We start from the raw sequence: 22,482 nt of genomic DNA, 5'->3' as shown, positions 1-22,482 counted from the left end.
TCACGCGATAAACCCCTTCACCTCGCTCACGAAATCCTCGAACCGGTCATGGTGCACCCAGTGCCCGGCGCGGTCGTATTCGGTGACTTTCACATTGTCGCCGAAGTGGACCATGCGGCCGTCCTTCTCCGGATTGCTGGCCCAGCTGTCGGCGCCGTAGATCATCAGCGCGGGGCAGGTGATGCGGGCCCACAGTTCGGCCAGCTGTTCGTGGGTAATGTCGTCGGGCGGCCAGGCGTGGAGGTGCGGGTCGAACTTCCAGCTCCAGGTGCCGTCCTCGTTGCGGATCGCGCCGTGGCGGGTGAGGTGTTCGGCCTGCGCGCGGGTGAGGTAGCTGTTGGCCTCGTGCATGCGGTCGAGCGCTTCGGCGAAGCTCGCGTATTTGCGGATCTGGCGCGACGATGCCTCGCGCTTCTTGTCGATCCACTCCTTGCGGTGCTCGTACCACGGCGTCTCGGCCATTTTCGCCTGCACCTTGGGGCTGGGGCCGAGGCCCTCGATGGCGACGATCTTGCGCACGTTTTCCGGATACATGCCGGCATAACGCAGGCTGACATTGCCGCCGAGCGAGTGCGAGACGATCGTCACCGGGGCGAGCTCGAGCTGGTGGACCAGCTGCGCCAGGTCGTAGACATAGCTGCTGACGGTGTAGACCCCGGTGTTGGTCCACTCGCTGTCGCCGTGCCCCCGCAAATCGGGGCAGATCACGTGCCAGTCATGCCGCAGTTCATCCGCCACCCAGTCCCAGCTCCGGCAGTGGTCGCGCCCGCCGTGCTGCAGGATCAGCGGCGGCGCGCCTTCGTTGCCCCAGTCGGCATAGTGCAGCCGCGTACGCTGGCTGATGAATGTCTGCGAAGTGGGGCCGATGAGGTCCGACATGGTTTCCCTTCACGTAAGCGGAAAATTGCGTTGCGGATCGCTACCGATAGGATAGGCTGCAAGGCAACAGAAAAGCGAGAGAGGAATCATCCATGCCCGTAATCGACGTGCCCCAGCCCGCCTTCATGGAAGACGAGGAGATCTCGATCTTCGCCGATGCGGTGGGCAAGTTCTACCAGCAGCATGCGCCGGAAAAGCGGGTGCTGAAGTGGCGCGAGGAAGGCCAGGTCGAACGCGATTTCTGGCGCGAGGCAGGGCAGGCCGGCCTGCTCGGCGTATCGGTGCCGTCCGAATATGGCGGCCACGGCGGCGATTTCCGGCATGACATGGTGGTGATCGACCAGCAGGCGAAGAACGGCGTCGAAGGCTTCGCCGCCTCGCTCCACAACACGGTGATCCTGCCCTACCTGGTGCGGCACGGCACGGAAGAGCAGAAGAAGAAATACCTGCCCAAGCTGGTCACCGGCGAACTCGTCAGCGCCATCGCCATGACCGAACCGGGCGTCGGCTCCGACCTGCAGAGCGTCACCACCACCGCGCTGAAGGACGGCAACGGTTATCGCATCAACGGGGCCAAGACCTATATCTCCAACGGGCAGACCGCCGACTTCATCATCGTCGTCGCCAAGACCGACCCGAACGAGCGGGCCAAGGGCATCTCGCTGATGCTACTGGAGACCGAGGGCGCGGAAGGCTTCCAGCGCGGCAAGAAGCTCGACAAGATCGGGCTCGACGCGGCCGATACCAGCGAGCTGTTCTTCGACGATGTGTTTGTGCCGGCGGAAAACGTCCTCGGCGGGGTCGAAGGCAAGGGCTTCTACCAGTTGATGGGCGAATTGCCGCAGGAACGCCTGATCATCGCCATGGGCGCCATGACGGGGATCGAGAAGGCGCTCGAAACCACTATGGATTTCGTCAAGAATCGCAAGGCGTTCGGCCAGACCATCTGGGATTTCCAGAACACCCAGTTCGTGATGGCAGACCTGAAGGCGCGAGCGACCGCGGCGAAGATCTTCGTCAACGACTGCATCGCACGCCACCTCAGGCGCGAGCTCGATGTCGCGACCGCCTGCATGGCCAAGTACTGGGTCACCGAACTGCAGGGCGAGGTGGTCGACAAGTGCCTGCAGTTCCATGGCGGCGCGGGCTTCATCAACGATTACCCGATCGCGCGGATGTATCGCGACAGCCGCATCACCCGCATCTTCGGCGGTTCGAACGAGGTCATGAAGATGGTGATCGCGCGCAGCATGTAGCGCATGGCTCCCCGCTCTTGACGGGTGCCGGGGCGGGGCGCATTCCGTGACGGTGAGGGGTCGCAGGCGGGGGAGGGATCGCTATGCGGAAAAGATGGATCGTACTGGGCGTCTCGGCGGCGGCGCTGGCAGGCGGGGCGGCGTGGTACAGCGGCGCCTTACTGCCCCGCGCCGGTGCCGCGCAGGCGGGCAATGGCGAGGGCACCGTCGCGCTCGCGGAGTATCCCGACCGGCCCTATTGGGGCGACACGCACCTGCACACCGACAATTCGGTCGATGCTTTCGGCTTCGGCGTCAGGATCGGGCCGGAAGAGGCGCTGCGCTTTGCGCGGGGCGAGAAGGTCAGGGCGACGACCGGTACGGACGCGCAGCTCGACCGGCCGCTCGATTTCCTGCTGGTCGCCGACCATTCCGATGCACTGGGCGCGACCAAGCGGCTGATGAATGCGCCGAGCGCGATGGTGCGCGACCCGACGCTGAAGCGCTGGCAGGGGATGCTGCGCAAGGGCGGACGGGATTCGCAGCGCGCCGTGGCCGAGCTCATCACCGCCGCTGCCAATGGCGAGATCCCCGCCGCATTGCGCGATCCCGAAGCGCAGAAAAAGGGCACGACCGAAATCTGGCAGGAGAACCTGCGGCTGGTCGATCTCTACAACGAGCCGGGCACATTCACCGCCTTTGCCGGCTTCGAGTGGACGCTGATGCCCGACGGCAACAATCTGCACCGGGTGGTGATGTTCCGTGACGGCGCCCCGACCATCGGCGATACGCTGCCCTATCCCGGTCTCGACGGCGAGGTCGAGGGTCTGTGGGACTATCTTGCCGCCTATGAGAAGGGCACCGGCGGGCAGGTCCTCGCGATCCCGCACAATTCCAACCTTTCCAACGGCATGATGTTCGAGCTGACAGGGCCGGGCGGCGCACCGATGACGGCCGAGTATGCCCGCACCCGGGCACGGTGGGAGCCGGTGGTGGAAGTCACCCAGATCAAGGGCGACAGCGAGGCGCACGCCAGCCTCTCGCCCAATGACGAATTCGCCGGCTATGGCGACTGGGGCTGGGACCTCGGCAATCTGCCGCTGACCCGCCCTGCGACCCCCGACATGAACGGCGGCAGCTACATCCGCGAGGCGCTCAAGCGCGGCCTGTCGCTGGAGCAGCAACTTGGGGTCAATCCCTACCGCTTCGGCCTGATCGGTTCGACCGACTCGCACACCGGCCTCGCCACCGCGGACGAGGACAATTTCTTTGGCAAGCACACCGGCAACGAACCGCAGAAGGATCGTGCCACCGCGCCCCAGAATCTGGGCACGCGGCAAGGTCGGTTCGGCTGGCAGTACCTTGCCAGCGGCTATGCCGCGGCCTGGGCGCGGGGCAATACGCGGGCGGAAATCTTCGACGCCTTCAAGCGCCGCGAGGTCTATGCCACCACCGGCACGCGGATGAGCGTGCGGGTGTTCGGCGGCTTCGGCTTCACGCAGGCGAGCTTCGACAAGGACTGGGTCCGCACTGGCTATCGCGGCGGCGTGCCCATGGGCGGCGTGCTGGAAGACAGCGGCAAGGCGCCGGTCTTCATGATCGAGGCGCTGAAGGACCCCGAAGGCGCCAATCTCGACCGGGTGCAGGTGGTCAAGGGCTGGGTCGATGCCTCGGGCGCGCTGCAGGAAAAGGTGTTCGACGTGGCCTGGAGCGCGCGGGCGATGGACGCCGCCTCCGACAGTCCGGTGCCTGCGGTCGGCACTACCGTGGACGAGGCCAAGGCGACCTACACCAACACCATAGGCGCGGCACAGCTCCGCACGGTCTGGACCGACCCGCAGTACCGGCCCGGCGAGCGGGCCTTCTACTACCTGCGCGTGCTCGAGATCCCGACTCCGCGCTGGGTGCTGTTCGATGCGCTGCGCTTCGGCACGAAGCTCGGCCCGGACGTGGTGAAGACCGAACAGGAACGCGCCTACACCTCGCCGATCTGGCTGCTGCCGCGAAGCCGATGACGGGCTGATGGCCGTGTCCGATGCTGCGCGCACGGTCCTGCGCGATCCGCTGACGCATTTCCTCATCGGCGGGGTGCTGATCTTCGCCATCTTCCTGTGGCGGGGGGAGGAGGTCGATCCAGCCAGCCGGACGATTACCGTCGACCGGCAGGTGCAGGCGCAGATCGCGCTTGATTTCGAACGCACGCTTCAGCGCGCGCCGACCGATGCGGAACTCGACGCGCTGATCGCTCGCTGGGTGCGCGAGGAAGTGCTGTACCGCGAGGCGCTGCGGCTGGGGTTCGATGGGGGCGACCCGGTGGTGCGGCGGCGGCTGGCGAAGAAGATGGATTTCCTTGCCGCTTCTTCCGCGCAGGCCGCCGAGCCGACCGGTGCGGAGCTGGAGCTATGGTACCGCGCCAACGCCGCCCGCTATGCCGAGGATACCAGGCTCAGCTTCGACCAGGTGTTCCATCCGGAGCGCCCGCCCGCCGATGCCCGACCATCCGTGCAGGGCGACTGGCGCACGCTGGGCGATCCGTCCTCGCTTCCGGAAAGTCTCGATAGCCGCGACATGGCGCAGGTAGCGGCCATGTTCGGCCGGGACTTCGCCAAGCGTATCGCCGGCCTCGAACCCGGTAGCGGCTGGACCGGGCCGCTCGCATCGGGAGTCGGCTGGCATTTCGTCCGGCTGCGCAAGGTAGAGCCGGGCAAGATACCGGCCCTGTCGCAGGTGCGCGACCGAGCGGTAGAAGACTGGCGGCAGGACACCGCAAAGGCGCGCGAGGAGGCGGCGTACCGCGTCTTGCGCGATGCATACAGGGTACGGGTGGAGCGGTGATCCGCGCGCTCCTTGCCCTGCTCGCCCTGCCCGCGGGGTTGCTTGCCGCGGTCCCGGCAGCCGCCGACGAGCTGCGCCCTGGCTATATCGAGTTCGCGCAGGTCCATGCGCGCGACTGGACGCTGAACTGGAAACAGCCGCTCGCCTCGCCGGGCCCGGCACCTCTAATCGTGCCGCTGGTGCCCGGGGGCTGCACGATCCGCGGCGAGCCCGTGGTGCGCACCCTGCCTTCGGCGCTGGTCGGTTCGGCTCGGGTGGCCTGCCGGGGCGACATCGCGGGCGGCATGGTCGGTCTCGACACGATCCTTGGCGGCGGCGATGTCATGCTGCGGGTCGCGCCGCTAGCCCGACCGGTGCAGAGTTTCCGCCTGACGGCTGCGCAGCCGATGGCGACCATCGCCGCACAACCGGGGCGCTGGCAGGTGCTGCGCAGTTATTTCGCGCTCGGGGTAGAACATATCTTCGAAGGCTGGGACCACCTGCTGTTTGTCGTCGCGCTCGTCCTGCTGGTACGGCGCGGCTGGGCCGTGGCAAAGGCGGTGACGGCCTTTACCGTCGCCCATTCGCTGACGCTGGCGGGGGTGTCGCTCGGACTGATCGGCCTGCCGGGGAGGCCGGTCGAAGCGGTCATCGCGCTCAGCATCGTCTTGCTGGCGGTGGAGGTGGCGCGGGGTGAGCGGACGACGCTCACGCGCCGCTGGCCGTGGCTGGTGGCATTCCTGTTCGGGCTGGTCCACGGCTTCGGTTTCGCCGGCGCCTTGCGCGAAATCGGCCTGCCGGAAGGCGAAGTGCCGTCGGCGCTGATTGCCTTCAACCTCGGGGTCGAAGCGGGGCAGTTGGGCGTCGTGCTGGGTGTGCTGCTGGTACTCGAAGCGATCCGGCGCATCCGGAACGATGCGCTCGCACCCGCCATCAGGGCGGCGAGCTACGCGATCGGCGTGACCGGCAGCTACTGGCTGGTCGAGCGACTGGTCGGCTGACCGTCCCCGCCGAGCGCCTGCCACAGGATTACCCGCGCCCTTTCCGCCTGCCCCCTTGCAATCGCCACCCGCTCTCCGCTCGCGTCGGCTGCCCGGCGCGCTTCGAGCACGGTGAGGAAGTCGGAAAGTCCGGCGCGATAGCGGGTGTCGGCAATTTTCGCCGCGCGTGATGCGGCGGCATATTCGCGTGTCGCCGCCGCCAGCTGGTTGTCGGCTGCGGCAACGAGGCCGTACCCTGCTTCGGCATCGCCCAGCGCCGTGAATATGGCGTTGCGGTATCCGGCGAAGGCGAGCCTCTTGCCCGCCGCCGAAGCGTCGATCTCCGCCTCGATACGCCCGAAATCGAGCAGCGGGGCCAGCAGGCTGCCGCCGACCGAACCGACCACCGAGTTCTCGTCGAACAGGTCGGCGAGGTCGAAGGCCAGCAGGCCGAGCGCCGCCGACAGCGTGAACTGGGGGAAGCGGCGCGCGGCGGTGGCGGCGAGGTCGGCGTCCGCTGCGCGAAGCTGCGCTTCGGCGGCCAGCACGTCGGGCCGGTTGGCGAGGAGGGCGCTCGGCAGGGTAGCGGGCGCCTGCGGCTGGGCCAGGGCGGGGGCCGGTTGCAACAGGGCGGCGCGCACGTCCTGCGCGCTTTGCCCGGTCAGTGTGACGAGCCGCCCGACGAGCCGTGCCCGGTCGCTGGCGAGCGCGGCGATCCGCGTCCGGCTGGCCTCGGCCGTGCTTTCGGCGCGGACGCGGTCGAAACCGGGGGCGATCCCGGCCCGTTCGCGTGAGCCGGCCAGGCGCGCGAGGTCCTCGGCTGCGGCCAGATCCTGCTGCAAGGCGGCAAGCCGCGCATCGAGCGTGCGCGAATCGATCACGGCGCCGGCGATTTCAGCCAGAAGGGCGTTGCGGACGGCGCCGGCCTCCGCATCGGCGGCATCGATCCGGGCGATGGCTGCGCGCTCCTGTGCCCGCAGCCGGCCGAACAGGTCCGGGTCCCAGCTGGCGCGCAGGTTGGCGCCGTAGCTTACCTGTTCGGTATCGATGCTGATGCCGCCGGGCAGGGCGCCGCCGAACTGCGCCGGATTGATGCGACTGCCGGTGACTGCCGCATCGGCGCCCAGCGAGGGCAGGCGATTGGCGCCCGCGCCTGCGGCCTGCGCCCGGGCCTGCTCGATCCGCGCGGCGGCCTGGGCGAGGGTCGGGGCCTCCGCCAAGGCCAGCGCGGCAAGGCTCCGGTAGGCAGGATCGCCCGACGGCAGGAGGTTTGCCACCGATGCCTGAATGCCTTGATCCGGGGCGAAGGCGAACTGCAGCGGCAGCACCGGTGGCGCGGTGTCGATCACCGGCGGCGGCCCGGCCACACAGGCGCCCAGCGCGAGCGCCGCGGCAAGGGGGAGGACGGTGCGCATCATTCTGCGGCCTTAGCGGGCTTGGCCGTCTGTTTGGTCGCAGTCTTCCTCGCCGGGATGAAGGCATCGACCTGCTGGCCGACCCGGAACAGCGGATCTTCTCCTTCACGCGGGGCGGGCAGTTCGTAGATGACTTGCAGCACGCGCACATCGACCCGTTCCTGCGCGCTGTTGGTGAGCGATCGCTTGGGGATCACCAGCGGATCGGCGCGGACGAAGCGGGCCTGCACCTGCCGGTCGGCCGCACCGCGCGGGGATACGGTCGCCTCCGCCCCCATGGCAAGGCGCGGGGCCTGGTCCTCGTCGATATCGATGCGAATATGCAGCGGGCGGGTCTGGCCCATTTCGATGAAGGGCGTGCCGCCGCCACCCATGGTAGAAAGGAATTCGCCCGGGCGGATGTTGACGGCGAGGATCTCGCCCGACATCGGCGCGCGAACCGTGGCGCGGGCAATTTCCGTGCTGGCGAGAGCCGCACTTGCTTCCGCCGCTTCGAGCCGTGCCCGGGCCAGTCCCAGCCTGGTGCGGGCGGCATTGGCTTCGCCTTCGGCCCGGATGACCTCGGCGCGGCTGACGGCGGCGGGATCGTCGACCTTGCGATAGAGGGCTAGCTGCTGGGCTGCGGTGGCGGACGCCGCCTGCGCCTCGGCAATAGCGGCGCGCGCTTCGCCGATGGCCGCATTCGCCTGGCTCAGCTGGGCGCGCAGGCTGCGCGTGTCGACCGTGAACAGCGGCTGGCCCTGCGCAACGAAATCGCCCGGCTTGACGTTGAGCTGCGTGACGAGGCCCGACAGCGCCGTGCCGATCTGGACGACTTCACTCGACGGTTCGACCACCCCGGCCCCTGCCACCCGGTCGGCATTGGCCAGCGCCCCGGTGGCACGCGGGGGTTCGCGCTCGGGCTCGTCAAGCTCGCGGTCCGGCAGCCGCCCGGCGATGAAGAAGGCGGCGATGGCCAGTCCGATCACTGCGAGGATCGGCAGGCCCATGCGCGAGAAGCTGAAGTTGTGAAGGTTGAAAGCCATTTCGAGAGGTTCCTAGTGGCCGCTCGGCATTTCGGTGCCGTCGTGGGTGATGCGTCCGTCTTCCAGCTGGATGATCCGGTCGGCGAGGTCGAAAATGCGGTTGTCGTGGGTCACGATAATGCAGGCGCGGTCGGCAGCGACAGCGACTTCGCGCAGCAAGTCCATCACCCGGCGGCCGGAACTGGCATCGAGCGCCGCAGTCGGCTCGTCGCAGACCACCAGTCGCGGTTCGTGCACCAGCGCGCGGGCGATGGCGACGCGCTGCTGCTGCCCGCCCGAAAGCTGGTTGGGCAGCTTGTCGGACTGGTTGCCTATATTGAGCCGCTCCAGCATTGTCCTTGCCCGCTCGCGCGCTTCCAGCCGGTCCATGCCTTGCGCGATCAGCGGCACCGCGGCGTTGGAGGCGGCGTCGATCGAGGGGATTAGGTTGTACTGCTGGAAGATGAAGCCGATGTTCTGCAGCCGGAACTTCACCAGCTCCGTGTCCGACAGCTTGTAGATGTCGGTCCCGAACACCTTCACCTCGCCCAGCGTGGGGTAGAGGATGCCGCACATGATCGAGATCAGCGTCGTCTTGCCCGATCCGCTCTCGCCGACCACGTAGGTCAGCTCGCCGGCGCGGATATCGGTGTCGATACCGTGCAGCACGGTGATGGTCTGCTGACCCGCCTTGAAGTCGCGCGTGACGCCGCGGGTGCAGATCGCCGCTTCGGGGTTGCAGCCGCCGATGGCGGTCGTGTTGAGGAGTGTGGCCATTACCTGAAAACCGATGCTGGTTCGGTCTTGAAGACGCTGCGCAGCGCCAACGTGCCGGTGATGGCAAGTATTACGACCACCGCCGCCAGGCTGATGAGCGGGATCTGCCAGGGGATGTAGAAGCCCTTGAAGAACGGATTGCCGCTGAAGGCCCACATGAAGCCGACCGTGCCGAGCACGCCGAGGCCGTAGCCGATGAAGCCGACCATCCCGGCCTGCGCGCTGACCATGCGAAAGATGCGTCCATTGGTCACGCCGATCGCCTTCAGCGCACCGAACTGCTTGATGTTGTCGCGGATGAAGAGGCTGAAGGTCAGCCCGACGATGGCCACGCCGACGATGAAGCCGAGCACAACGGTGATCCCGAAATTGGTCGGGATGCCGGTGTTCTGGATGATGAAATCGACACCGGCCTGCGCGAATTCGTCGCGGGTTTCCGCCTTGAGGCCGGTTTCGCGCTCGATCCGGTCGGCAACTTCCGCTGGCGTCTGGCCGTCGGCAACGCCGACCAGCACGAAGCTCAGCCGGTTGCGCGTACCTGGGACATAGCGCAGCGCCTGGCTGTACTTGGTATAAAGTGTGACCTGGCTGGTGAAGCTGGGGATCGAATCGGCGATGCCGCGGATGACGGCGCGCTGGTCGTTGAGCTCCAGCCGCTCGCCCACCGGATCGACATCGGCGCCGAACATGTTGATCGTGCCCACGTCGTCGATGATCACGCTGTCGGGGGCCGAGAGCACGTCGATGCTGCCCTCCTTCATGCGCTTGGGCAGGCCGATCAGCGTTGCGTCGTCGACCCCGATGATGGCGACCCCTTCCAGATCGCCGTCCTTGGTCCGGACCGACGCGGCGGCGCGCAGGTGGGGAACCGCCCATTCGACGCCCTGCACCCCGCGCACCTTGTCGAGCGCGGTCGTCGGCATGGCATAGGCGACTTCGGTGGTGCGGCTGACCGGGTCCATCACCCACACCTCGGCCTCGCCGACATTGTAGGCACCGCTCGCTCCGCGCTCGATCAGGTTGACGAAAATCGTCAGCTGCTGCGTGATGAGGAGTGTCGAAAATGCGATGCCGAACACCAGCCCGAAGAACTTCTGGCGGTCGCCGGTCAGCATTCGGATGGCAATCCAGAGCATCGGCGGGGGAACCTTTGCGGGAGGGCGGGGTTGCAGTTTCGATCGACAACCGCCATTATTGAACGGTCGCGTTTAATTGAACGGAGCCGTTCACTTTGTCAACACCTGCCGAATCCCGTATGGCCGAACCCCGTGTCGGTCGGCCGGTCGACGAGGCGAAGCGCGAGGCCATCCTCGATGCGGCGGTGCGCAGCTTCTTCGCGGCCGGTTTCGCGGCGACATCGATCGAGCAGGTGGCGCTGGATGCCGGCGTTTCCAAGGTCACGATCTACAATCATTTCAAGGACAAGCGCGGCCTGTTCACCGCTTCGGTGGAGCGTCAATGCGACCAGATGCGGGGCGCCTTCAGCCTCGAGGACATCGCGCCCGGCAGCCTGCGCGACCGGTTGACCGCCATCGGCGAGACCATGGTCGCCTTCCTCTCCCGCCCGGAAATGATCCAGTTCGAACGACGGATCGCCGCCGAAACGGAACTGGAGCCTGTTGTCGGGGAGGTGTTCCTCGCCGCCGGGCCGCACCGGATGAAGTCGGCCTTTGCGCGCTTGCTGGAAGCGATGCAGGCGGCCGGCGAGATCGAACTCGACGATCCGCTGCTGGCGGCCGAACAGTTCGCATCGATGTGTAAGGGTATGGGCGATCTCGACCGCCGTTTCGGCATGCCCAAGGATCATGCCCGCGACCGCGAGCGCATCGCCGGTGCGGTGGAGGTGTTCTGCGCCGCTTATGCCACCAGCGGGGTGCCGGCAGGGCGGGTTGAGACGGGGCAAATCCACCGACCATAGGTTAGCTTGCGATTCATCCCCGCGTGCCTACATTGACCGCAGGAAAGGACTCCGACAGCCATGAGCGACCAGAACAGCCCGAACGGCCCGGACCAGGGCGGTCCCAACCCTTGGATTAAGAGCCTGATGATGTGGGGCGGGGTTTTCCTCGCCCTTCTCCTCGTGGTGTCGATGTTCGGCGGCGGCACCAGCACGGCCGGCACCCAGATCAGCTATTCCGAGTTTCGCAACCGCGTCGCCGAAGGCCAGGTCAAATCCGTCGAGATCTCGCCCGAGCAGATCACCGGCGTGCTGGAAGGCAACCAGGCCTTCTCGACCGTGCGGGTCGAAGGCGACACCGGGCTGACCCAGCTGCTGGACGAGAACGGGGTCGAATATTCCGGCGAGCCGGAACAGCAGACCAATATACTGCTGGTGATCCTCGTCCAATCGCTGCCCTTCATCCTCATTCTGGGCATCGCTTTCTTCGCTCTGCGCCAGGTGCAGAAGGGCGGCGGCGCAGGCGGCGCGATGGGCTTCGGCAAGTCCAAGGCCAAGCTGCTGACCGAAAAGCAGGGCAAGGTGACCTTTGCGGACGTTGCCGGGATCGACGAGGCACGCGAGGAACTGGAGGAAATCGTCGAGTTCCTGCGCGATCCGCAGCGCTTCTCGAAGCTCGGCGGCCAGATCCCCAAGGGCGCGCTGCTGGTCGGTTCGCCCGGCACCGGCAAGACGCTGCTCGCCCGCGCCATCGCGGGCGAGGCGGGTGTGCCTTTCTTCACCATTTCGGGCTCGGACTTCGTCGAAATGTTCGTCGGCGTCGGCGCCAGCCGCGTGCGCGACATGTTCGAACAGGCGAAGAAGAATTCGCCCTGCATCGTCTTCATCGACGAAATCGACGCGGTCGGCCGTTCGCGCGGCCACGGCCTCGGCAATTCCAACGACGAGCGCGAGCAGACGCTGAACCAGCTGCTGGTGGAGATGGACGGCTTCGAAGCCAACGAAGGCATCATCATCATCGCGGCGACCAACCGGCCCGACGTGCTTGACCCGGCGCTGCTGCGCCCGGGCCGTTTCGACCGCCAGGTCGTGGTGCCCGTGCCCGATATTGACGGGCGCGAGAAAATCCTCGGCGTGCACATGAAGAAGGTCCCGCTGGCGCCCGACGTCAATCCGCGCACCATCGCGCGCGGCACTCCGGGCTTTTCGGGCGCGGACCTCGCCAATCTTGTCAACGAAGCCGCGCTGCTGGCCGCGCGCCGCAACAAGCGGCTGGTGGCCATGCAGGAATTCGAGGACGCCAAGGACAAGGTCATGATGGGTGCGGAGCGCCGCAGCATGGTCATGACCGAAGACGAGAAGAAGATGACCGCCTATCACGAGGCGGGCCATGCGCTCGTCTCGATCAACGAGCCGGCGTCGGACCCGATCCACAAGGCCACGATCATCCCGCGCGGCCGTGCGCTGGGCATGGTGATGCGCCTGCCGGAGCGCGACAACTACTCGTACCACCGCGACAAGATGCACGCGAACCTTGCCGTCGCCATGGGCGGGCGCGTGGCCGAAGAGATCATCTTCGGACACGAGAAAGTGTCCAGCGGCGCGTCGGGCGATATCCAGTATGCGACCGATCTTGCTCGCAACATGGTCACCAAATGGGGCATGTCCGACAAGCTCGGCCCCTTGCAGTACGAGGCCAGCCAGGAAGGCTACCTCGGTATGGGCGCGACCCAGCGGACCATGGCCGGGGCGGAAACCAACAAGCTGATCGACGCGGAGATCAAGAACCTGGTCGAAAGCGGCCTTGCCCGTGCGCGTGAAGTGCTGACGAGCCAGGAGGACAAGCTCCACCTGCTCGCCCAGGCGCTACTCGAATACGAGACGCTGACCGGCGAGGAAATCGACCAGCTGCTGAAGGACGGAAAGCTCGACCGGCCCGACCAGCCGCGCGGCCCGACCTTTGTCGCACCTGCTGGCGCCACGACAGTGCCCAAGGCCGGCAAGAAGTTCGGCGGCGGCGCCGCTCCGCAAGGGGTGTGATCTCGGCGGACGGGGCAGGCCATGGCTTGCCCCGTCCGCCACACGGGCTACACGATGCGGCGATGATACCCGCGTTTGCTCTCAATCCGCGCCATGACCTTTCGGCGCTCAAGGCCGAATTCGCGCGCTTCGGCGTGCTGTCCATCCCCGATATCCTCAGCGTCGATACGGCCGAGTGGCTCCATACGCTGCTCCGCAGCCGCGAAGACTGGAAACAGTCCATCGCCTCGGGCAATTCGCTGGTCGAACTGGATCGCCCGACCCGCGCGGCGATGACCGCGCAGCAGAAGGCCGAACTCGACAATGCTGTCTATGGCTCGGCGCGCCAGCAGTTCCAGTTCCGCTATGAAACGATCCGCGTGCCCGACGATGAAGCGGGGCGTGCCGCGAGCAGCGATCCCCTCGCAGCCTTCGCCCGCTGGTGGTCGCACGGCGAACCGCGCCAGTTCCTGCGCGAGGTGATGAGCCTGCCCGAAATCGATTTCGCCGATTTGCAGGCGACTGCCTATTCGCCGGGCGATTTCTTGACCGGGCATACCGACGATGTCGACGGCAAAGGGCGGCTGGCGGCTTATGTCCTGGGCCTCACGCCCAAGTGGGCGGTCGAATGGGGCGGGATGCTGGCCTTCCATGACGAGGCAGCGAACCGCGTGCTGGCACTGCCGCCGGCGTTCAACCGGCTCAACCTGTTCAGGGTCCCCCGGCTGCACAGCGTGACCGAAGTGACGCGCATCGCCCCGTACCGGCGCTATGCGGTGACCGGCTGGCTGCGGCAGGGCCAGCCTTGATCGCTTTGGGCTAGAACGCGCCGAGCAGCAGCAGTGCCTGCAAGAACAGGATCACGATCACCCAGATGAACAGGCTGAGCGCCATCAGCCGCCAGAAGGCCGAGAAGCGCGACAGGCCATAGGTGCCGCGCAGCTGCTTGTAGAGATGGATCGGCGGCACCACCGCCAGCGCGGTGAAGGCCCAGAATTGCAGCCCGAACGCTACGCCCAGTACCGACAGGGCGATGAACAGCAGCGACATGAAGCTGAGCGAATAGGTCACGAAGATCGCGTGGTCGTAGGCCTTGTACTGGCGCCGCCACAGGAACAACAGCCAGACAAAGGGGATCGACAAGGGGATGAGCAACCAGCTGAACTTGTAGCTGTTGTTCTGCAGCTTGTAGAGCATGAGTTCGGGATGCTCGCGCCATTTCTTGATCAGGCCGTCGTCGATGGCCTTGATTCCCGTGAGCCTGGTCTCGACGCCGATATTTTCGCCCAGTTTCATCCCGGCTGCCTTGTCCACGCCGTTCAGCGCGGTGCGGACATCGGCCAGTTCCTCTTCGAGCGCTTCACGCTCGGCGCTCCCCTCCTGCGCTGTTGCGACCTCTTGGGAGATCCTCGCCTCTTCCTCGCGCAGCTTGTCTTCCGCTTTCCGGAGGCCCGGTTCGATCTGCTGCAAGCCCTTCACGTCGGTTGGGGTGGTGATGCCCAGGGCCTGGAAAACGACGAACATCATGAACACAGAGAACAGGAACATCGCCATCGGGCTGACGTGGCGGGCGCGCTTGCCTTCGATATAATCGCGGGTAAGCCGGCCCGGCTTGAAGACGAGCAGCGGCAGCGTCTCCCACAGCTTGCCGTCGAGGTGCAGCACGCCGTGCACCAGATCGTGTAGGATGCCCGAAATGGTGCGATGGATATGCGCTTTCTGTCCGCAGCTATGGCAGAAATCGCCTTGCAGGCCGGTGCCGCAATTGAGGCATTCGCCGCCCGGTTCGCCGTCGCGCGGAACCGCTGTGCCCTCGTCGCGACTGACGGCCGCGGACAACAGCGCCCCTTCGCTTGCCGTGCCCAGCGCCTCGCCGATCTCGTTCATGGGTCCTCCCTGATGGCTGGTCCCGGTACCATCCGCGACGCCCGTGGCGCAACGTCGCGGCACTTGCAATGCCCCGTCCCAAGCCCGACAACATGCAGGTGGACGCCGTCAGCACAGGAACCCCGGTGATCGTCCTTGCCACCATGGCAGGGGCCTTCGTGCTGTTTGCCGTGCTGGAGCGGGCCTTTCCCTTCCGGCCGCCGTCGGAACCCAGGTGGCCACGCTGGCGCACCAACCTCGGTCTCTTTGCGCTCGATACGCTGGCCCTGCGCCTGCTGGTTCCGGGCGCGATGACGGGCGCGGCGATCTGGGCCGGGGCGCGGGGTTGGGGCGTGCTGAACCTTGCTGCCGTTCCGGCATGGCTCGCCGTTCCGCTGGCGATCGTCGCGCTCGACCTGGCGCTGTGGGTGCAGCACCTCGCCACCCACCGCGTACCGCTGTTGTGGCGGATGCACAGGGTCCATCACGCCGATCGCGAATTCGATGTTGCCACCGCGGCCCGGTTCCATCCGTTCGAGATCGTCCTGTCGATGCTCTACAAAATGGCGGTCGTGGTGCTGCTCGGTGCGCCGGTGCTGGCGGTACTCGCGTTCGAGGCACTGTTTACCGCGGCCACCCTGTTCAACCATTCCAACCTGCACCTGCCCGACAGGGTGGAACGAGTGGCGCGTCGCCTGATCGTCACGCCCGACATGCACCGCATCCATCATTCGTCCCGCGAACAGGAAACCAACAGCAATTACGGGACCCTCCTGCCTTGGTGGGATCGCCTGCTGGGCACATGGACAGAGGCGCCCGGCGAGGGGCAGGTCGGCATGACCATCGGCCTTGCGCGGTGGCAGACCGACGAGCCGCGAAAGTTCGGCTGGAGCCTGCGGATGCCGTTCCTGCCGAACCGGCAGGACTAGGGTCGTCTCGCCGCGAGCTTGCGTTCGATTGCGGTCCACAACTTGCGATAGGCCATCGCGCCGGGACTTGTCGGGGCGAAGACACCGACCGGCATCTGCCGCACCGCGCATTGCTCGATGGCGCTCGACTGAGGGATCGCGGGCCACTTCGGGTTGGCATCCCGCGCCGCCTTGTGCAGCGAACGGCGCATGTCGAGCATGGACAAGACCGGCAGGATCGGCGGATGGCCGGCGCCGTGGGCCTGCACTTCCTCCACCACCTGTTCGAACGCGCGGGCCGAGAGCGGGGACGGCGGGATCGGCACGATCACCAGGTCGGCAGCCCGCACGACCTGCGCGCTCAGCTCGTTGAGCACGGGCGGGCAGTCGAAAACGATCCGGTCGTAGCGCTTGGAGAGCGCCGCCGTCAGCTTGGCGATGCGCTTCTTCTTGCCCAGCCCGAGCAGCTGCGCGTCGAGCGCGCGGATCGATTCGTCGGCGGGCAGCAGGTCGAGCTTGGCGATGCCGGTCTTGCGGATCAGCTTGGCCGGGTCGGCTTCGAGACTGAAGACCGCGTCGGCGCTGCGCTTCTTTCGCGCATCGATGCCGAGGAGGAAACCGGCCCCACCCGAGGCGTCGAGATCCCACAGGAGCGTTTCCCGCTTGGAGATGGCGGCCGCGCACCAGGCAAGGTTCGCGGCCATGGTCGTCTTCCCGACGCCGCCCTTGACACTATAGACTGCCACTACGGCCATGGCGCCGAAGCTTCTCCCCGATTGCACGCGACACTTAGGTGCGCCGCATGACATTTATGCGTCAGGCAAGCAGGGGAGTCATGGCACAAAAAAAGCCGCCCCGCAGCGGGACGGCTCTTCATGCGGCGCAGTCGCCTGTGTCAGTCGGCGAAATCGCCGCCGAGCGAATTGGAACGGGTCGGGGCCGAGGCGGTGATGCGCAGGGCTTCGGCCGACTGGCTGAGCGAGCCGACTTCATCGAAATCGTCGTCGTCGTCGGGCAGGATCTTCTGCAGGTTTGTCACCACGGATTCGCGCAGGATTTCCGGGTGAACGGTTTCCTCGGCGATTTCACGCAGGGCGACGACCGGGTTCTTGTCGCGGTCGCGATCGATAGTGAGTTCGGCACCGCCCGAGATTTCACGGGCACGCTCGGCCGCGAGCAGGACGAGATCGAACCGGTTGGGAACCTTGTCGACGCAATCTTCGACAGTAACGCGCGCCATCTGGGCACTCCGAAAACTTGTGTTTCTGGGAAAGTGGGCCAGTTAGGGGCAGGGCGGGCACGAGTCAAGGAATTGCGCGTTGGTGCGGCGGGGCCAGGGCCAGGGCCTGGGCCCGTGGCCGAACAGGAGGAGCATCGTCAATGGATCAGATCGCCGACCCTTGCGCGCATTGCTACCCCGAACCCTTCATTGTCGCGGAGCATGGCCACGAGTTCGAGTTCCTGCCCGACGGGGTCCACCGCTTCGACGCGTTGCTGGCGATGATCGAACGGGCGCGAGAGACGCTCGACCTGTTCTACTACATGTTCCAGGACGATCCGGCGGGGGTGATCGTTCGCGATGCGCTGGTCGCGGCGCAGCGGCGCGGGGTCAAGGTCCACCTGGTGATCGACCGTTTCGGTTCCGATGCGAACGACGAGTTTTTCCAGCCGATCGTCGATGCCGGCGGTCGGTTCGCGATCTTCAATCCCAAGTGGAACGTCCGCTACCTCATCCGCAACCACCAGAAGATGACGATCATCGACAAGGAGATCGCGCTGCTGGGCGGGTTCAACGTTTCCGAACACTATTTCCAGCCGCCCGAGGAAAACGGCTGGGCGGACCTCGGCGTGGTGGTCAAGGGGCCGGTGGTCAAGACCGTGTGCGAGTGGTTCAGCCGGCTGTCGGCCTGGACCGAGCAACCCAGGCACCAGTTCCGCGCGATCCGGCGACTAGTGCGCGACTGGGACCCGGGCGACGGGCCGGTGCAGTTCCTCGTCGGCGGCCCGACACGGACGCCGAGCAACTGGAACCGGGCGGTCAAACGCGATCTCGTCCGCGGCAAGCGGCTCGACATGGTGATGGCGTACTTTTCGCCGCCCCGCAGCTTCCGCAGGTTGATCCGCAAGCTCGCCAACCGGGGCGAGGCGCGATTGGTGATGGCGGGCAAGTCGGATAATACCACGACCATCGCGGCCGCGCGGGCGACCTATGGCGCCTTGCTGCGATCGCGCGCGAAGATCTACGAATTCCAGCCCTGCAAATTGCACATGAAGCTGATCGTCATCGACGACGTGACCTATTTCGGCAGCGCCAACTTCGACCATCGTTCGATCCGGGTGAACATGGAACTGATGGTGCGCATCGAGAGCGCGGAAATGGCCGACAAGGTGCGGGGCATGGTCGATACCATGGTCGAGGCATCGGAAGAGATTACAACCAAGGTGCTGCGCGATCGCCGCGGCCTGTTCGGCGGGTTCAAATGGCTGCTCGGCTGGTTCCTGGTATCGGTGGTCGACTACACCGTGGCCCGGCGCCTCAACGCCTGAGCCGGCAGCGCTATTCGCCGATTCCCCAGTCCGAATAGTCCTTGAAATTGGGCGAGGTGAACTTGGTGATGTCGCTCTGGAAATGGAGCGGCACATTGCCGGTCGAGCCGTGGCGCTGCTTGGCGATGATCAGCGTCGCCTTGCCCACCAGCTGTTCGTACTTCTCCTCCCAGGTGCGGTACTTCTCCTCGACATCGGGAGGCGAGCTGCCGTCGGGCGTGTCGGGCTTCACCAGCATGTGGTAGTAGTCCGAGCGGAAGATGAACCACACCATGTCGGCGTCCTGCTCGATCGAGCCCGATTCGCGCAGGTCCGACAGCATCGGGCGCTTGTCCTCGCGCTGTTCCACCGCACGGCTCAGCTGCGACAGCGCGATCACCGGCACTTCGAGTTCTTTGGCTAGCGTCTTGAGCCCGCGGCTGATTTCGGAAATTTCGTTGACCCGGTTGTCATTCGCACGGCCCGACCCCTGCAATAGCTGCAGGTAGTCGACAACGATCAGCCCGATGCCGTGCCGCCGCTTCAGCCGCCGGGCGCGGGCGCGCAGGCCGGCGATGGTCAGCGCCGGGGTGTCGTCGATATAGAGCGGCAATTCGGCGAGGCGCTGGCTCGCCATGGCGAGCTGCTGGAATTCGTCGCGGCTCATCTTGCCGCTGCGCAGCGATTCGGAGGAAATCTCCGCCTGTTCGGCCAAGATGCGCGTCGCCAGCTGGTCAGCGCTCATTTCGAGGCTGAAGAAAGCGACTGGTGCGCCATAGTTGAACTCGCCCCCGTCGCGCTGCCACTTCAGGTGCTCCTCGGCGCAATTGAAGGCGATGTTGGTGGCGAGCGAGGTCTTGCCCATGCCCGGCCGTCCGGCAAGGATGATGAGGTCGGAATTGTGCAGCCCGCTGGTCTTCTTGTCGACGACTTCGAGCCCGGTGGTCTTGCCCGACAGCCCGCCGCCCGAATTCATCGCTTTCTCGACCATGCGGATCGCGGTCATCGCCGCGTCGCGGAAATCCTTGGCCTCGTTGCCGCTGCTGGCCCCCTCGGCCACCTTGTAGAGCGCGCCTTCGGCCTGTTCGATCTGGCGCAGCGGCTCGACTTCCTCGGACGTGTCGAGCGCGCCTTCGACCAGCGTCCGGCCGACCGTCACCAGTTCGCGCAGCAGGGCGAGGTCGTAGATTTGCTGGGCGAGGTCGCGGGCGGCGAGCAGGCCCTGCCCGTCGGACGTCAGCTTGGCGAGATAGGTCGTTCCGCCCAGCTCGCGCAATTCCTCGTCGCCGTCGAAATAGGGCTTCAGCGTCACCGGGCTGGCGGTGGCGCTGCGGTCGAGCATGGTCAGGATGCGTTCGTAGATGCGCTGGTGGATGGAGGCGAAGAAATGGTCCGGCCGAATCGCGATCGGCAGGTCTTCGACCACGCGGTTGTCGATCAACACTGCGCCCAGGAACGCGGCTTCGGCTTCCACATTGGCCGGCAGGCTGCGGCCCTGCGGTCCGGCTGCGGCGTCCGTGGAATCATTGCGTATGAGGAGGTCCTGATCGTCCATCGGCGCTGAATGCGCAGGGACCGCGCCGCAGCGCAAGTGCCGGTTTGCATCGGTCGCTTGTGGATAGTGGGGATGAGTGCGCAAGCCGCTTGCCCCGCCTCGCGAAAATCTGCGAAAGCGCGGGGCAACGATGGCTCAGCACCGCATCTCCCATATCGAACTCGACGAGGACACGATCCTGTGGCGCAATGCCGATGTCGAGCAGGAGCGCCGGGTCGCGATCTACGATCTGATCGAGGAAAACGTGTTCAAGCCGGTACGGGCGGCCGACGCCGGGCACCACGGCCCCTACCGACTGAAGCTTTCGGTGCAGGACGGGCGGCTGGTGCTCGATATCCGCACCGACGGGGACGAACCGCTCGAAATGCTGGTCCTCGGCCTCGCCCGGTTCCGCCGCCCGATCCGCGAATACTTCGCTATCTGCGACAGTTATTACCAAGCCATCCGCAAGGCGACCCCGGCGGAGATCGAGACGATCGACATGGCCCGGCGCGGTGTCCACAACCACGCGGCGGAGCTGCTGATGGAGCGGCTGGACGGCAAGGTCGAAACCGATTTCCCGACCGCCCGGCGGCTGTTCACGCTGATCTGCGTGCTGCACATCAAGGGCTAACGGCATGGCGCGCAGGGGCAGGCAGAAGCCACGGTGGTTGTGGCGCGCTTCGGCTGCAGCGGTGCTGGTGGCACTGCTGTTGGCGGGCTGGGTATGGTGGAGCCTGCGGGACTGGCGCCCGGCGGAGGAGGCATTCCCCGACCAGGGTGTCGCCGTCTCGTCGCGGCACGGGGCGATCAACTTTCGCACTGTCGCCGCGATCGGCGGCAGCTTCGCCTATCTCGAGGCGAGCAGCGGCGAACGCGGCAAGGACGCGGCCTTCGTCCGTAATCTCGCCCGCGCGCGCGAGTCTGGGTTGCAGGTCGGGGCGGTCCACAAGTTCGATCCGTGCCAGAAGGCCGATGGACAGTCGGCCAATTTCGTCACCATGGTCCCGCGCAGCGCCGACATGCTGCCGCCCGCCATCGAGCTGGCCGAAGCGGCTGAGAATTGCCCGACGCCGGTCAGCGAAGCGGCAGTCGAAAGCGAGCTGATGACCTTCATCAACCAGGTCGAACGCCACAGCGGCGCCCCCGTGATCCTCAAGGTCTATCCGGAATTCGAGGCGGCCTACGGCGTCTCCGCCAAGCTCGAGCGGCAATTGTGGGTCGTGCGGACCCGCTTCGAGCCGGGCTACACCGTGCGCCCGTGGATGTTATGGAGCGCGAACGAGGGCCTTGTGACAGAGGCTGCAAGCGAACCGCTGGAATGGGTGGTAGTGAGACCGTGACCGATATTGACCTGATCACCGCCGCGCGGGAGGCTGCGCTCCAATCCTATTCCCCCTATTCCGACTACCCTGTCGGCGCAGCGCTGCGCTTTGCCGATGGCAGCTTGGTGACGGGGACCAATATCGAGAACGCCAGCTATGGCCTCGCGCTTTGCGCCGAGACGATCGCGGTGGCCAAGGCCATGGCCGACGGCGTGCGCGGCGGGCTGGTGGCGGTCGCGGTGGTCGGGCCGCAGGACAAGGGCGGCGGCGCGCCGATCACTCCATGCGGGCGCTGCCGGCAGGTGCTCAACGAACTGGCGCAATTGGGCGGGACCGATCCCGAGGTGCTGTGCGTGGGCGAGGACGAGGTGCGGCGGGTGAAGCTGAGCGAACTGCTGCCGCATGCCTTTGGGCCGGCGGCGCTGGGGTGAGGGCTATTCCGGAATCATCCAGGTGACCGGTTGGATGAAGGTACTTTCGACCGCCTGAAAGGCAGAGTCGCGTGCAGGTGAAAACTGTGCCCTGAGCATCATGTGCTTGCAGGTCGCTTCGTCCAACAGGGTCGAACCGGATGGACCGACCACCTCGCAACCTGTCGGAAAACCGTATCGGCTGACCGTCAGCCTTACCGTTACTTTTCCCTGTTCCTCATTCCGCAGCGCGCGCGACGGATAGTCTGCCATCGTGATCCACCGTCCAGGATTTCCCTTTGGAAAGGGCGCTGTCGGTCCAGTCTGCGGCATTGTGCCGGCAGCACGATCGTCAGCCGTCAACTTGGCCCCAACGCGTTCGAAGCAGGTATCGAAAGTAACCTGGTCGGTCGGAGGCAAGGTAGTTTTGTAGGCATCAAGTTCGAACTCGGCTGACATCACCACCAGAGTAAGCGGTGTCAGGCTGCCAGCTCCCAACATCGCAATGCCATCGGCATTCAGGGTAAAGCTGCCGACCGATCCGGCCAAGGAGGCATTGTTGGTCACGAAGCCGCTGCCCAGAACCGTATCCGTGCCTTCGAGATGGATCGTGGCGCCGATTACACCGCCGGGACCGACGTCATAGTCGAGAGGCAGGCGAAGCCGAACCGGACGCTCGGCTTCCCTGCGGTAAGAACGATTGATTTCCACCGAGGCGGAGCGCCCGTCGCGTTCGGCGCGGGTCAACTCGTAGGAAGCGGTGCAGCTCGACGAGCCCTCGCTTACGATCCAGCCGGGCGGCACATCGGCTTCATTGGCAGCCCGCACCGGTGTCGAAATCGGCAGGCTCAGGGAAATTCCGGCGAAGACCAGATGAAGCACGCGACCCGTCA

22 protein-coding genes are annotated in these 22,482 nt (G+C 66.1%); 12 read left to right on the top strand and 10 right to left on the bottom strand.

The annotated features are described in order from the left end of the window. Positions 1-879: an alpha/beta fold hydrolase gene (locus WAB17_RS03820; RefSeq protein WP_435418705.1), complete on the bottom strand. Its 879-nt coding sequence runs from the start codon at positions 877-879 to the stop codon at positions 1-3. 92 nt (positions 880-971) lie between these two features. On the opposite strand from WAB17_RS03820, the gene WAB17_RS03815 reads away from it, so the two are divergent. The 4 genes from WAB17_RS03815 (at position 972) to WAB17_RS03800 (ending at position 5,929) form a co-directional block, all read left to right on the top strand. Beyond that, positions 972-2,135: an acyl-CoA dehydrogenase family protein gene (locus WAB17_RS03815; RefSeq protein WP_435418704.1), complete on the top strand. Its 1,164-nt coding sequence runs from the start codon at positions 972-974 to the stop codon at positions 2,133-2,135. Positions 2,136-2,218: 83 nt separating this feature from the next. Continuing rightward, positions 2,219-4,129: a DUF3604 domain-containing protein gene (locus WAB17_RS03810; RefSeq protein WP_435418703.1), complete on the top strand. Its 1,911-nt coding sequence runs from the start codon at positions 2,219-2,221 to the stop codon at positions 4,127-4,129. Positions 4,130-4,136: 7 nt separating this feature from the next. Continuing rightward, positions 4,137-4,949: a peptidyl-prolyl cis-trans isomerase gene (locus WAB17_RS03805; protein WP_435418702.1), complete on the top strand. Its 813-nt coding sequence runs from the start codon at positions 4,137-4,139 to the stop codon at positions 4,947-4,949. Beyond that, positions 4,946-5,929 carry a HupE/UreJ family protein gene (locus WAB17_RS03800; protein ID WP_435418701.1) on the top strand — a complete coding sequence of 328 codons (984 nt, stop codon included), beginning with the start codon at positions 4,946-4,948 and terminating at the stop codon, positions 5,927-5,929. The genes WAB17_RS03805 and WAB17_RS03800 overlap by 4 nt, the downstream gene beginning before the upstream one ends. On the opposite strand, the gene WAB17_RS03795 is transcribed toward WAB17_RS03800, so the two are convergent. Genes WAB17_RS03795 through WAB17_RS03780 form a run of 4 tightly spaced genes read right to left on the bottom strand, consistent with a single transcriptional unit; the run spans position 5,899 to position 10,240 of the window. Next, positions 5,899-7,326: an efflux transporter outer membrane subunit gene (locus WAB17_RS03795; protein WP_435418700.1), complete on the bottom strand. Its 1,428-nt coding sequence runs from the start codon at positions 7,324-7,326 to the stop codon at positions 5,899-5,901. The genes WAB17_RS03800 and WAB17_RS03795 overlap by 31 nt on opposite strands. After that, complete coding sequence (locus WAB17_RS03790; protein WP_435418699.1) at positions 7,323-8,348, bottom strand: efflux RND transporter periplasmic adaptor subunit; 1,026 nt, start codon at positions 8,346-8,348, stop codon at positions 7,323-7,325. The genes WAB17_RS03795 and WAB17_RS03790 overlap by 4 nt, the downstream gene beginning before the upstream one ends. Before the next feature lie 12 nt (positions 8,349-8,360). Then, on the bottom strand, positions 8,361-9,104 hold the full coding sequence (locus WAB17_RS03785; RefSeq protein ID WP_435418698.1) for an ABC transporter ATP-binding protein: 744 nt from the start codon (positions 9,102-9,104) through the stop codon (positions 8,361-8,363). Next, positions 9,104-10,240, bottom strand: a complete 1,137-nt coding sequence (locus tag WAB17_RS03780; RefSeq protein WP_435418697.1) for an ABC transporter permease — start codon at positions 10,238-10,240, stop codon at positions 9,104-9,106. Before WAB17_RS03780 ends, WAB17_RS03785 begins: the two co-directional genes overlap by 1 nt. Positions 10,241-10,359: 119 nt before the next feature. Here WAB17_RS03780 and WAB17_RS03775 point away from each other — a divergent pair, with 119 nt between their 5' ends. From WAB17_RS03775 to WAB17_RS03765, 3 genes are all read left to right on the top strand, one after another. After that, entirely contained in the window at positions 10,360-11,022 is a 663-nt protein-coding gene (locus tag WAB17_RS03775; protein WP_435418696.1) for a TetR/AcrR family transcriptional regulator, read from the top strand. Positions 11,023-11,082: 60 nt separating this feature from the next. Beyond that, positions 11,083-13,041 carry an ATP-dependent zinc metalloprotease FtsH gene (gene ftsH, locus WAB17_RS03770; RefSeq protein WP_435418695.1) on the top strand — a complete coding sequence of 653 codons (1,959 nt, stop codon included), beginning with the start codon at positions 11,083-11,085 and terminating at the stop codon, positions 13,039-13,041. A 62-nt stretch (positions 13,042-13,103) separates the two neighbouring features. Further along, complete coding sequence (locus WAB17_RS03765) at positions 13,104-13,829, top strand: 2OG-Fe(II) oxygenase (RefSeq protein WP_435418694.1); 726 nt, start codon at positions 13,104-13,106, stop codon at positions 13,827-13,829. A 10-nt stretch (positions 13,830-13,839) separates the two neighbouring features. Here the strand turns inward: WAB17_RS03765 and WAB17_RS03760 are convergent, their stop codons facing one another. After that, positions 13,840-14,907 carry a DUF3667 domain-containing protein gene (locus tag WAB17_RS03760; RefSeq protein ID WP_435418693.1) on the bottom strand — a complete coding sequence of 356 codons (1,068 nt, stop codon included), beginning with the start codon at positions 14,905-14,907 and terminating at the stop codon, positions 13,840-13,842. Between the two features lie 98 nt (positions 14,908-15,005). Between WAB17_RS03760 and WAB17_RS03755 the strand changes: the two genes are divergently transcribed. Next, a complete protein-coding gene (locus tag WAB17_RS03755; RefSeq protein ID WP_435418692.1) occupies positions 15,006-15,815 on the top strand; it encodes a sterol desaturase family protein in 810 nt (269 codons plus the stop codon). On the opposite strand, the gene WAB17_RS03750 is transcribed toward WAB17_RS03755, so the two are convergent. Further along, a complete protein-coding gene (locus tag WAB17_RS03750) occupies positions 15,812-16,549 on the bottom strand; it encodes a ParA family protein (RefSeq protein ID WP_435418691.1) in 738 nt (245 codons plus the stop codon). The genes WAB17_RS03755 and WAB17_RS03750 overlap by 4 nt on opposite strands. 140 nt (positions 16,550-16,689) lie before the next feature. Further along, positions 16,690-17,034 carry a DNA-directed RNA polymerase subunit omega gene (gene rpoZ / locus WAB17_RS03745; RefSeq protein ID WP_435418690.1) on the bottom strand — a complete coding sequence of 115 codons (345 nt, stop codon included), beginning with the start codon at positions 17,032-17,034 and terminating at the stop codon, positions 16,690-16,692. A gap of 140 nt (positions 17,035-17,174) precedes the next feature. On the opposite strand from rpoZ, the gene WAB17_RS03740 reads away from it, so the two are divergent. Beyond that, on the top strand, positions 17,175-18,341 hold the full coding sequence (locus WAB17_RS03740; RefSeq protein WP_435418689.1) for a phospholipase D-like domain-containing protein: 1,167 nt from the start codon (positions 17,175-17,177) through the stop codon (positions 18,339-18,341). A gap of 10 nt (positions 18,342-18,351) precedes the next feature. Here WAB17_RS03740 and WAB17_RS03735 read toward each other — a convergent pair whose 3' ends face one another. Continuing rightward, on the bottom strand, positions 18,352-19,875 hold the full coding sequence (locus WAB17_RS03735) for a replicative DNA helicase (RefSeq protein ID WP_435418688.1): 1,524 nt from the start codon (positions 19,873-19,875) through the stop codon (positions 18,352-18,354). 130 nt (positions 19,876-20,005) lie between these two features. On the opposite strand from WAB17_RS03735, the gene WAB17_RS03730 reads away from it, so the two are divergent. The 3 genes from WAB17_RS03730 to WAB17_RS03720 are packed head-to-tail and all read left to right on the top strand — an operon-like array spanning position 20,006 to position 21,610. After that, the gene (locus WAB17_RS03730; RefSeq protein ID WP_435418687.1) at positions 20,006-20,488 is read left to right on the top strand and encodes a UPF0262 family protein; all 483 of its coding nucleotides are present in this window, start codon (positions 20,006-20,008) and stop codon (positions 20,486-20,488) included. A 4-nt stretch (positions 20,489-20,492) separates the two neighbouring features. Beyond that, the gene (locus WAB17_RS03725; RefSeq protein WP_435418686.1) at positions 20,493-21,197 is read left to right on the top strand and encodes a glycoside hydrolase family 25 protein; all 705 of its coding nucleotides are present in this window, start codon (positions 20,493-20,495) and stop codon (positions 21,195-21,197) included. Further along, on the top strand, positions 21,194-21,610 hold the full coding sequence (locus tag WAB17_RS03720; protein ID WP_435418685.1) for a cytidine deaminase: 417 nt from the start codon (positions 21,194-21,196) through the stop codon (positions 21,608-21,610). The genes WAB17_RS03725 and WAB17_RS03720 overlap by 4 nt, the downstream gene beginning before the upstream one ends. Positions 21,611-21,613: 3 nt before the next feature. On the opposite strand, the gene WAB17_RS03715 is transcribed toward WAB17_RS03720, so the two are convergent. Further along, the gene (locus WAB17_RS03715) at positions 21,614-22,471 is read right to left on the bottom strand and encodes an energy transducer TonB (protein ID WP_435418684.1); all 858 of its coding nucleotides are present in this window, start codon (positions 22,469-22,471) and stop codon (positions 21,614-21,616) included. Positions 22,472-22,482 lie beyond the last annotated feature (11 nt).

It is taken from the genome of Parerythrobacter aurantius (assembly GCF_045291475.1).
GTDB classification, from domain to species: Bacteria; Pseudomonadota; Alphaproteobacteria; order Sphingomonadales; family Sphingomonadaceae; genus Parerythrobacter; species Parerythrobacter aurantius.
The sequence above is the reverse complement of the archived record's forward strand: the minus strand, read 5'-3'. Positions and strand labels throughout refer to the sequence as shown.

Excerpts from the sequence above, each read along its gene's own strand:
- WAB17_RS03820 (WP_435418705.1), bottom strand. The coding sequence starts at position 879 with ATGTCGGACCTCATCGGCCCCACTTCGCAGACATTCATCAGCCAGCGT.
- WAB17_RS03815 (WP_435418704.1), top strand. The coding sequence starts at position 972 with ATGCCCGTAATCGACGTGCCCCAGCCCGCCTTCATGGAAGACGAGGAG.
- WAB17_RS03810 (WP_435418703.1), top strand. The coding sequence starts at position 2,219 with ATGCGGAAAAGATGGATCGTACTGGGCGTCTCGGCGGCGGCGCTGGCA.
- WAB17_RS03805 (WP_435418702.1), top strand. The coding sequence starts at position 4,137 with ATGGCCGTGTCCGATGCTGCGCGCACGGTCCTGCGCGATCCGCTGACG.
- WAB17_RS03795 (WP_435418700.1), bottom strand. The coding sequence starts at position 7,326 with ATGATGCGCACCGTCCTCCCCCTTGCCGCGGCGCTCGCGCTGGGCGCC.
- WAB17_RS03790 (WP_435418699.1), bottom strand. The coding sequence starts at position 8,348 with ATGGCTTTCAACCTTCACAACTTCAGCTTCTCGCGCATGGGCCTGCCG.
- WAB17_RS03785 (WP_435418698.1), bottom strand. The coding sequence starts at position 9,104 with ATGGCCACACTCCTCAACACGACCGCCATCGGCGGCTGCAACCCCGAA.
- WAB17_RS03780 (WP_435418697.1), bottom strand. The coding sequence starts at position 10,240 with ATGCTCTGGATTGCCATCCGAATGCTGACCGGCGACCGCCAGAAGTTC.
- WAB17_RS03775 (WP_435418696.1), top strand. The coding sequence starts at position 10,360 with ATGGCCGAACCCCGTGTCGGTCGGCCGGTCGACGAGGCGAAGCGCGAG.
- ftsH (WP_435418695.1), top strand. The coding sequence starts at position 11,083 with ATGAGCGACCAGAACAGCCCGAACGGCCCGGACCAGGGCGGTCCCAAC.
- WAB17_RS03765 (WP_435418694.1), top strand. The coding sequence starts at position 13,104 with ATGATACCCGCGTTTGCTCTCAATCCGCGCCATGACCTTTCGGCGCTC.
- WAB17_RS03760 (WP_435418693.1), bottom strand. The coding sequence starts at position 14,907 with ATGAACGAGATCGGCGAGGCGCTGGGCACGGCAAGCGAAGGGGCGCTG.
- WAB17_RS03750 (WP_435418691.1), bottom strand. The coding sequence starts at position 16,549 with ATGGCCGTAGTGGCAGTCTATAGTGTCAAGGGCGGCGTCGGGAAGACG.
- rpoZ (WP_435418690.1), bottom strand. The coding sequence starts at position 17,034 with ATGGCGCGCGTTACTGTCGAAGATTGCGTCGACAAGGTTCCCAACCGG.
- WAB17_RS03740 (WP_435418689.1), top strand. The coding sequence starts at position 17,175 with ATGGATCAGATCGCCGACCCTTGCGCGCATTGCTACCCCGAACCCTTC.
- WAB17_RS03735 (WP_435418688.1), bottom strand. The coding sequence starts at position 19,875 with ATGGACGATCAGGACCTCCTCATACGCAATGATTCCACGGACGCCGCA.
- WAB17_RS03730 (WP_435418687.1), top strand. The coding sequence starts at position 20,006 with ATGGCTCAGCACCGCATCTCCCATATCGAACTCGACGAGGACACGATC.
- WAB17_RS03725 (WP_435418686.1), top strand. The coding sequence starts at position 20,493 with ATGGCGCGCAGGGGCAGGCAGAAGCCACGGTGGTTGTGGCGCGCTTCG.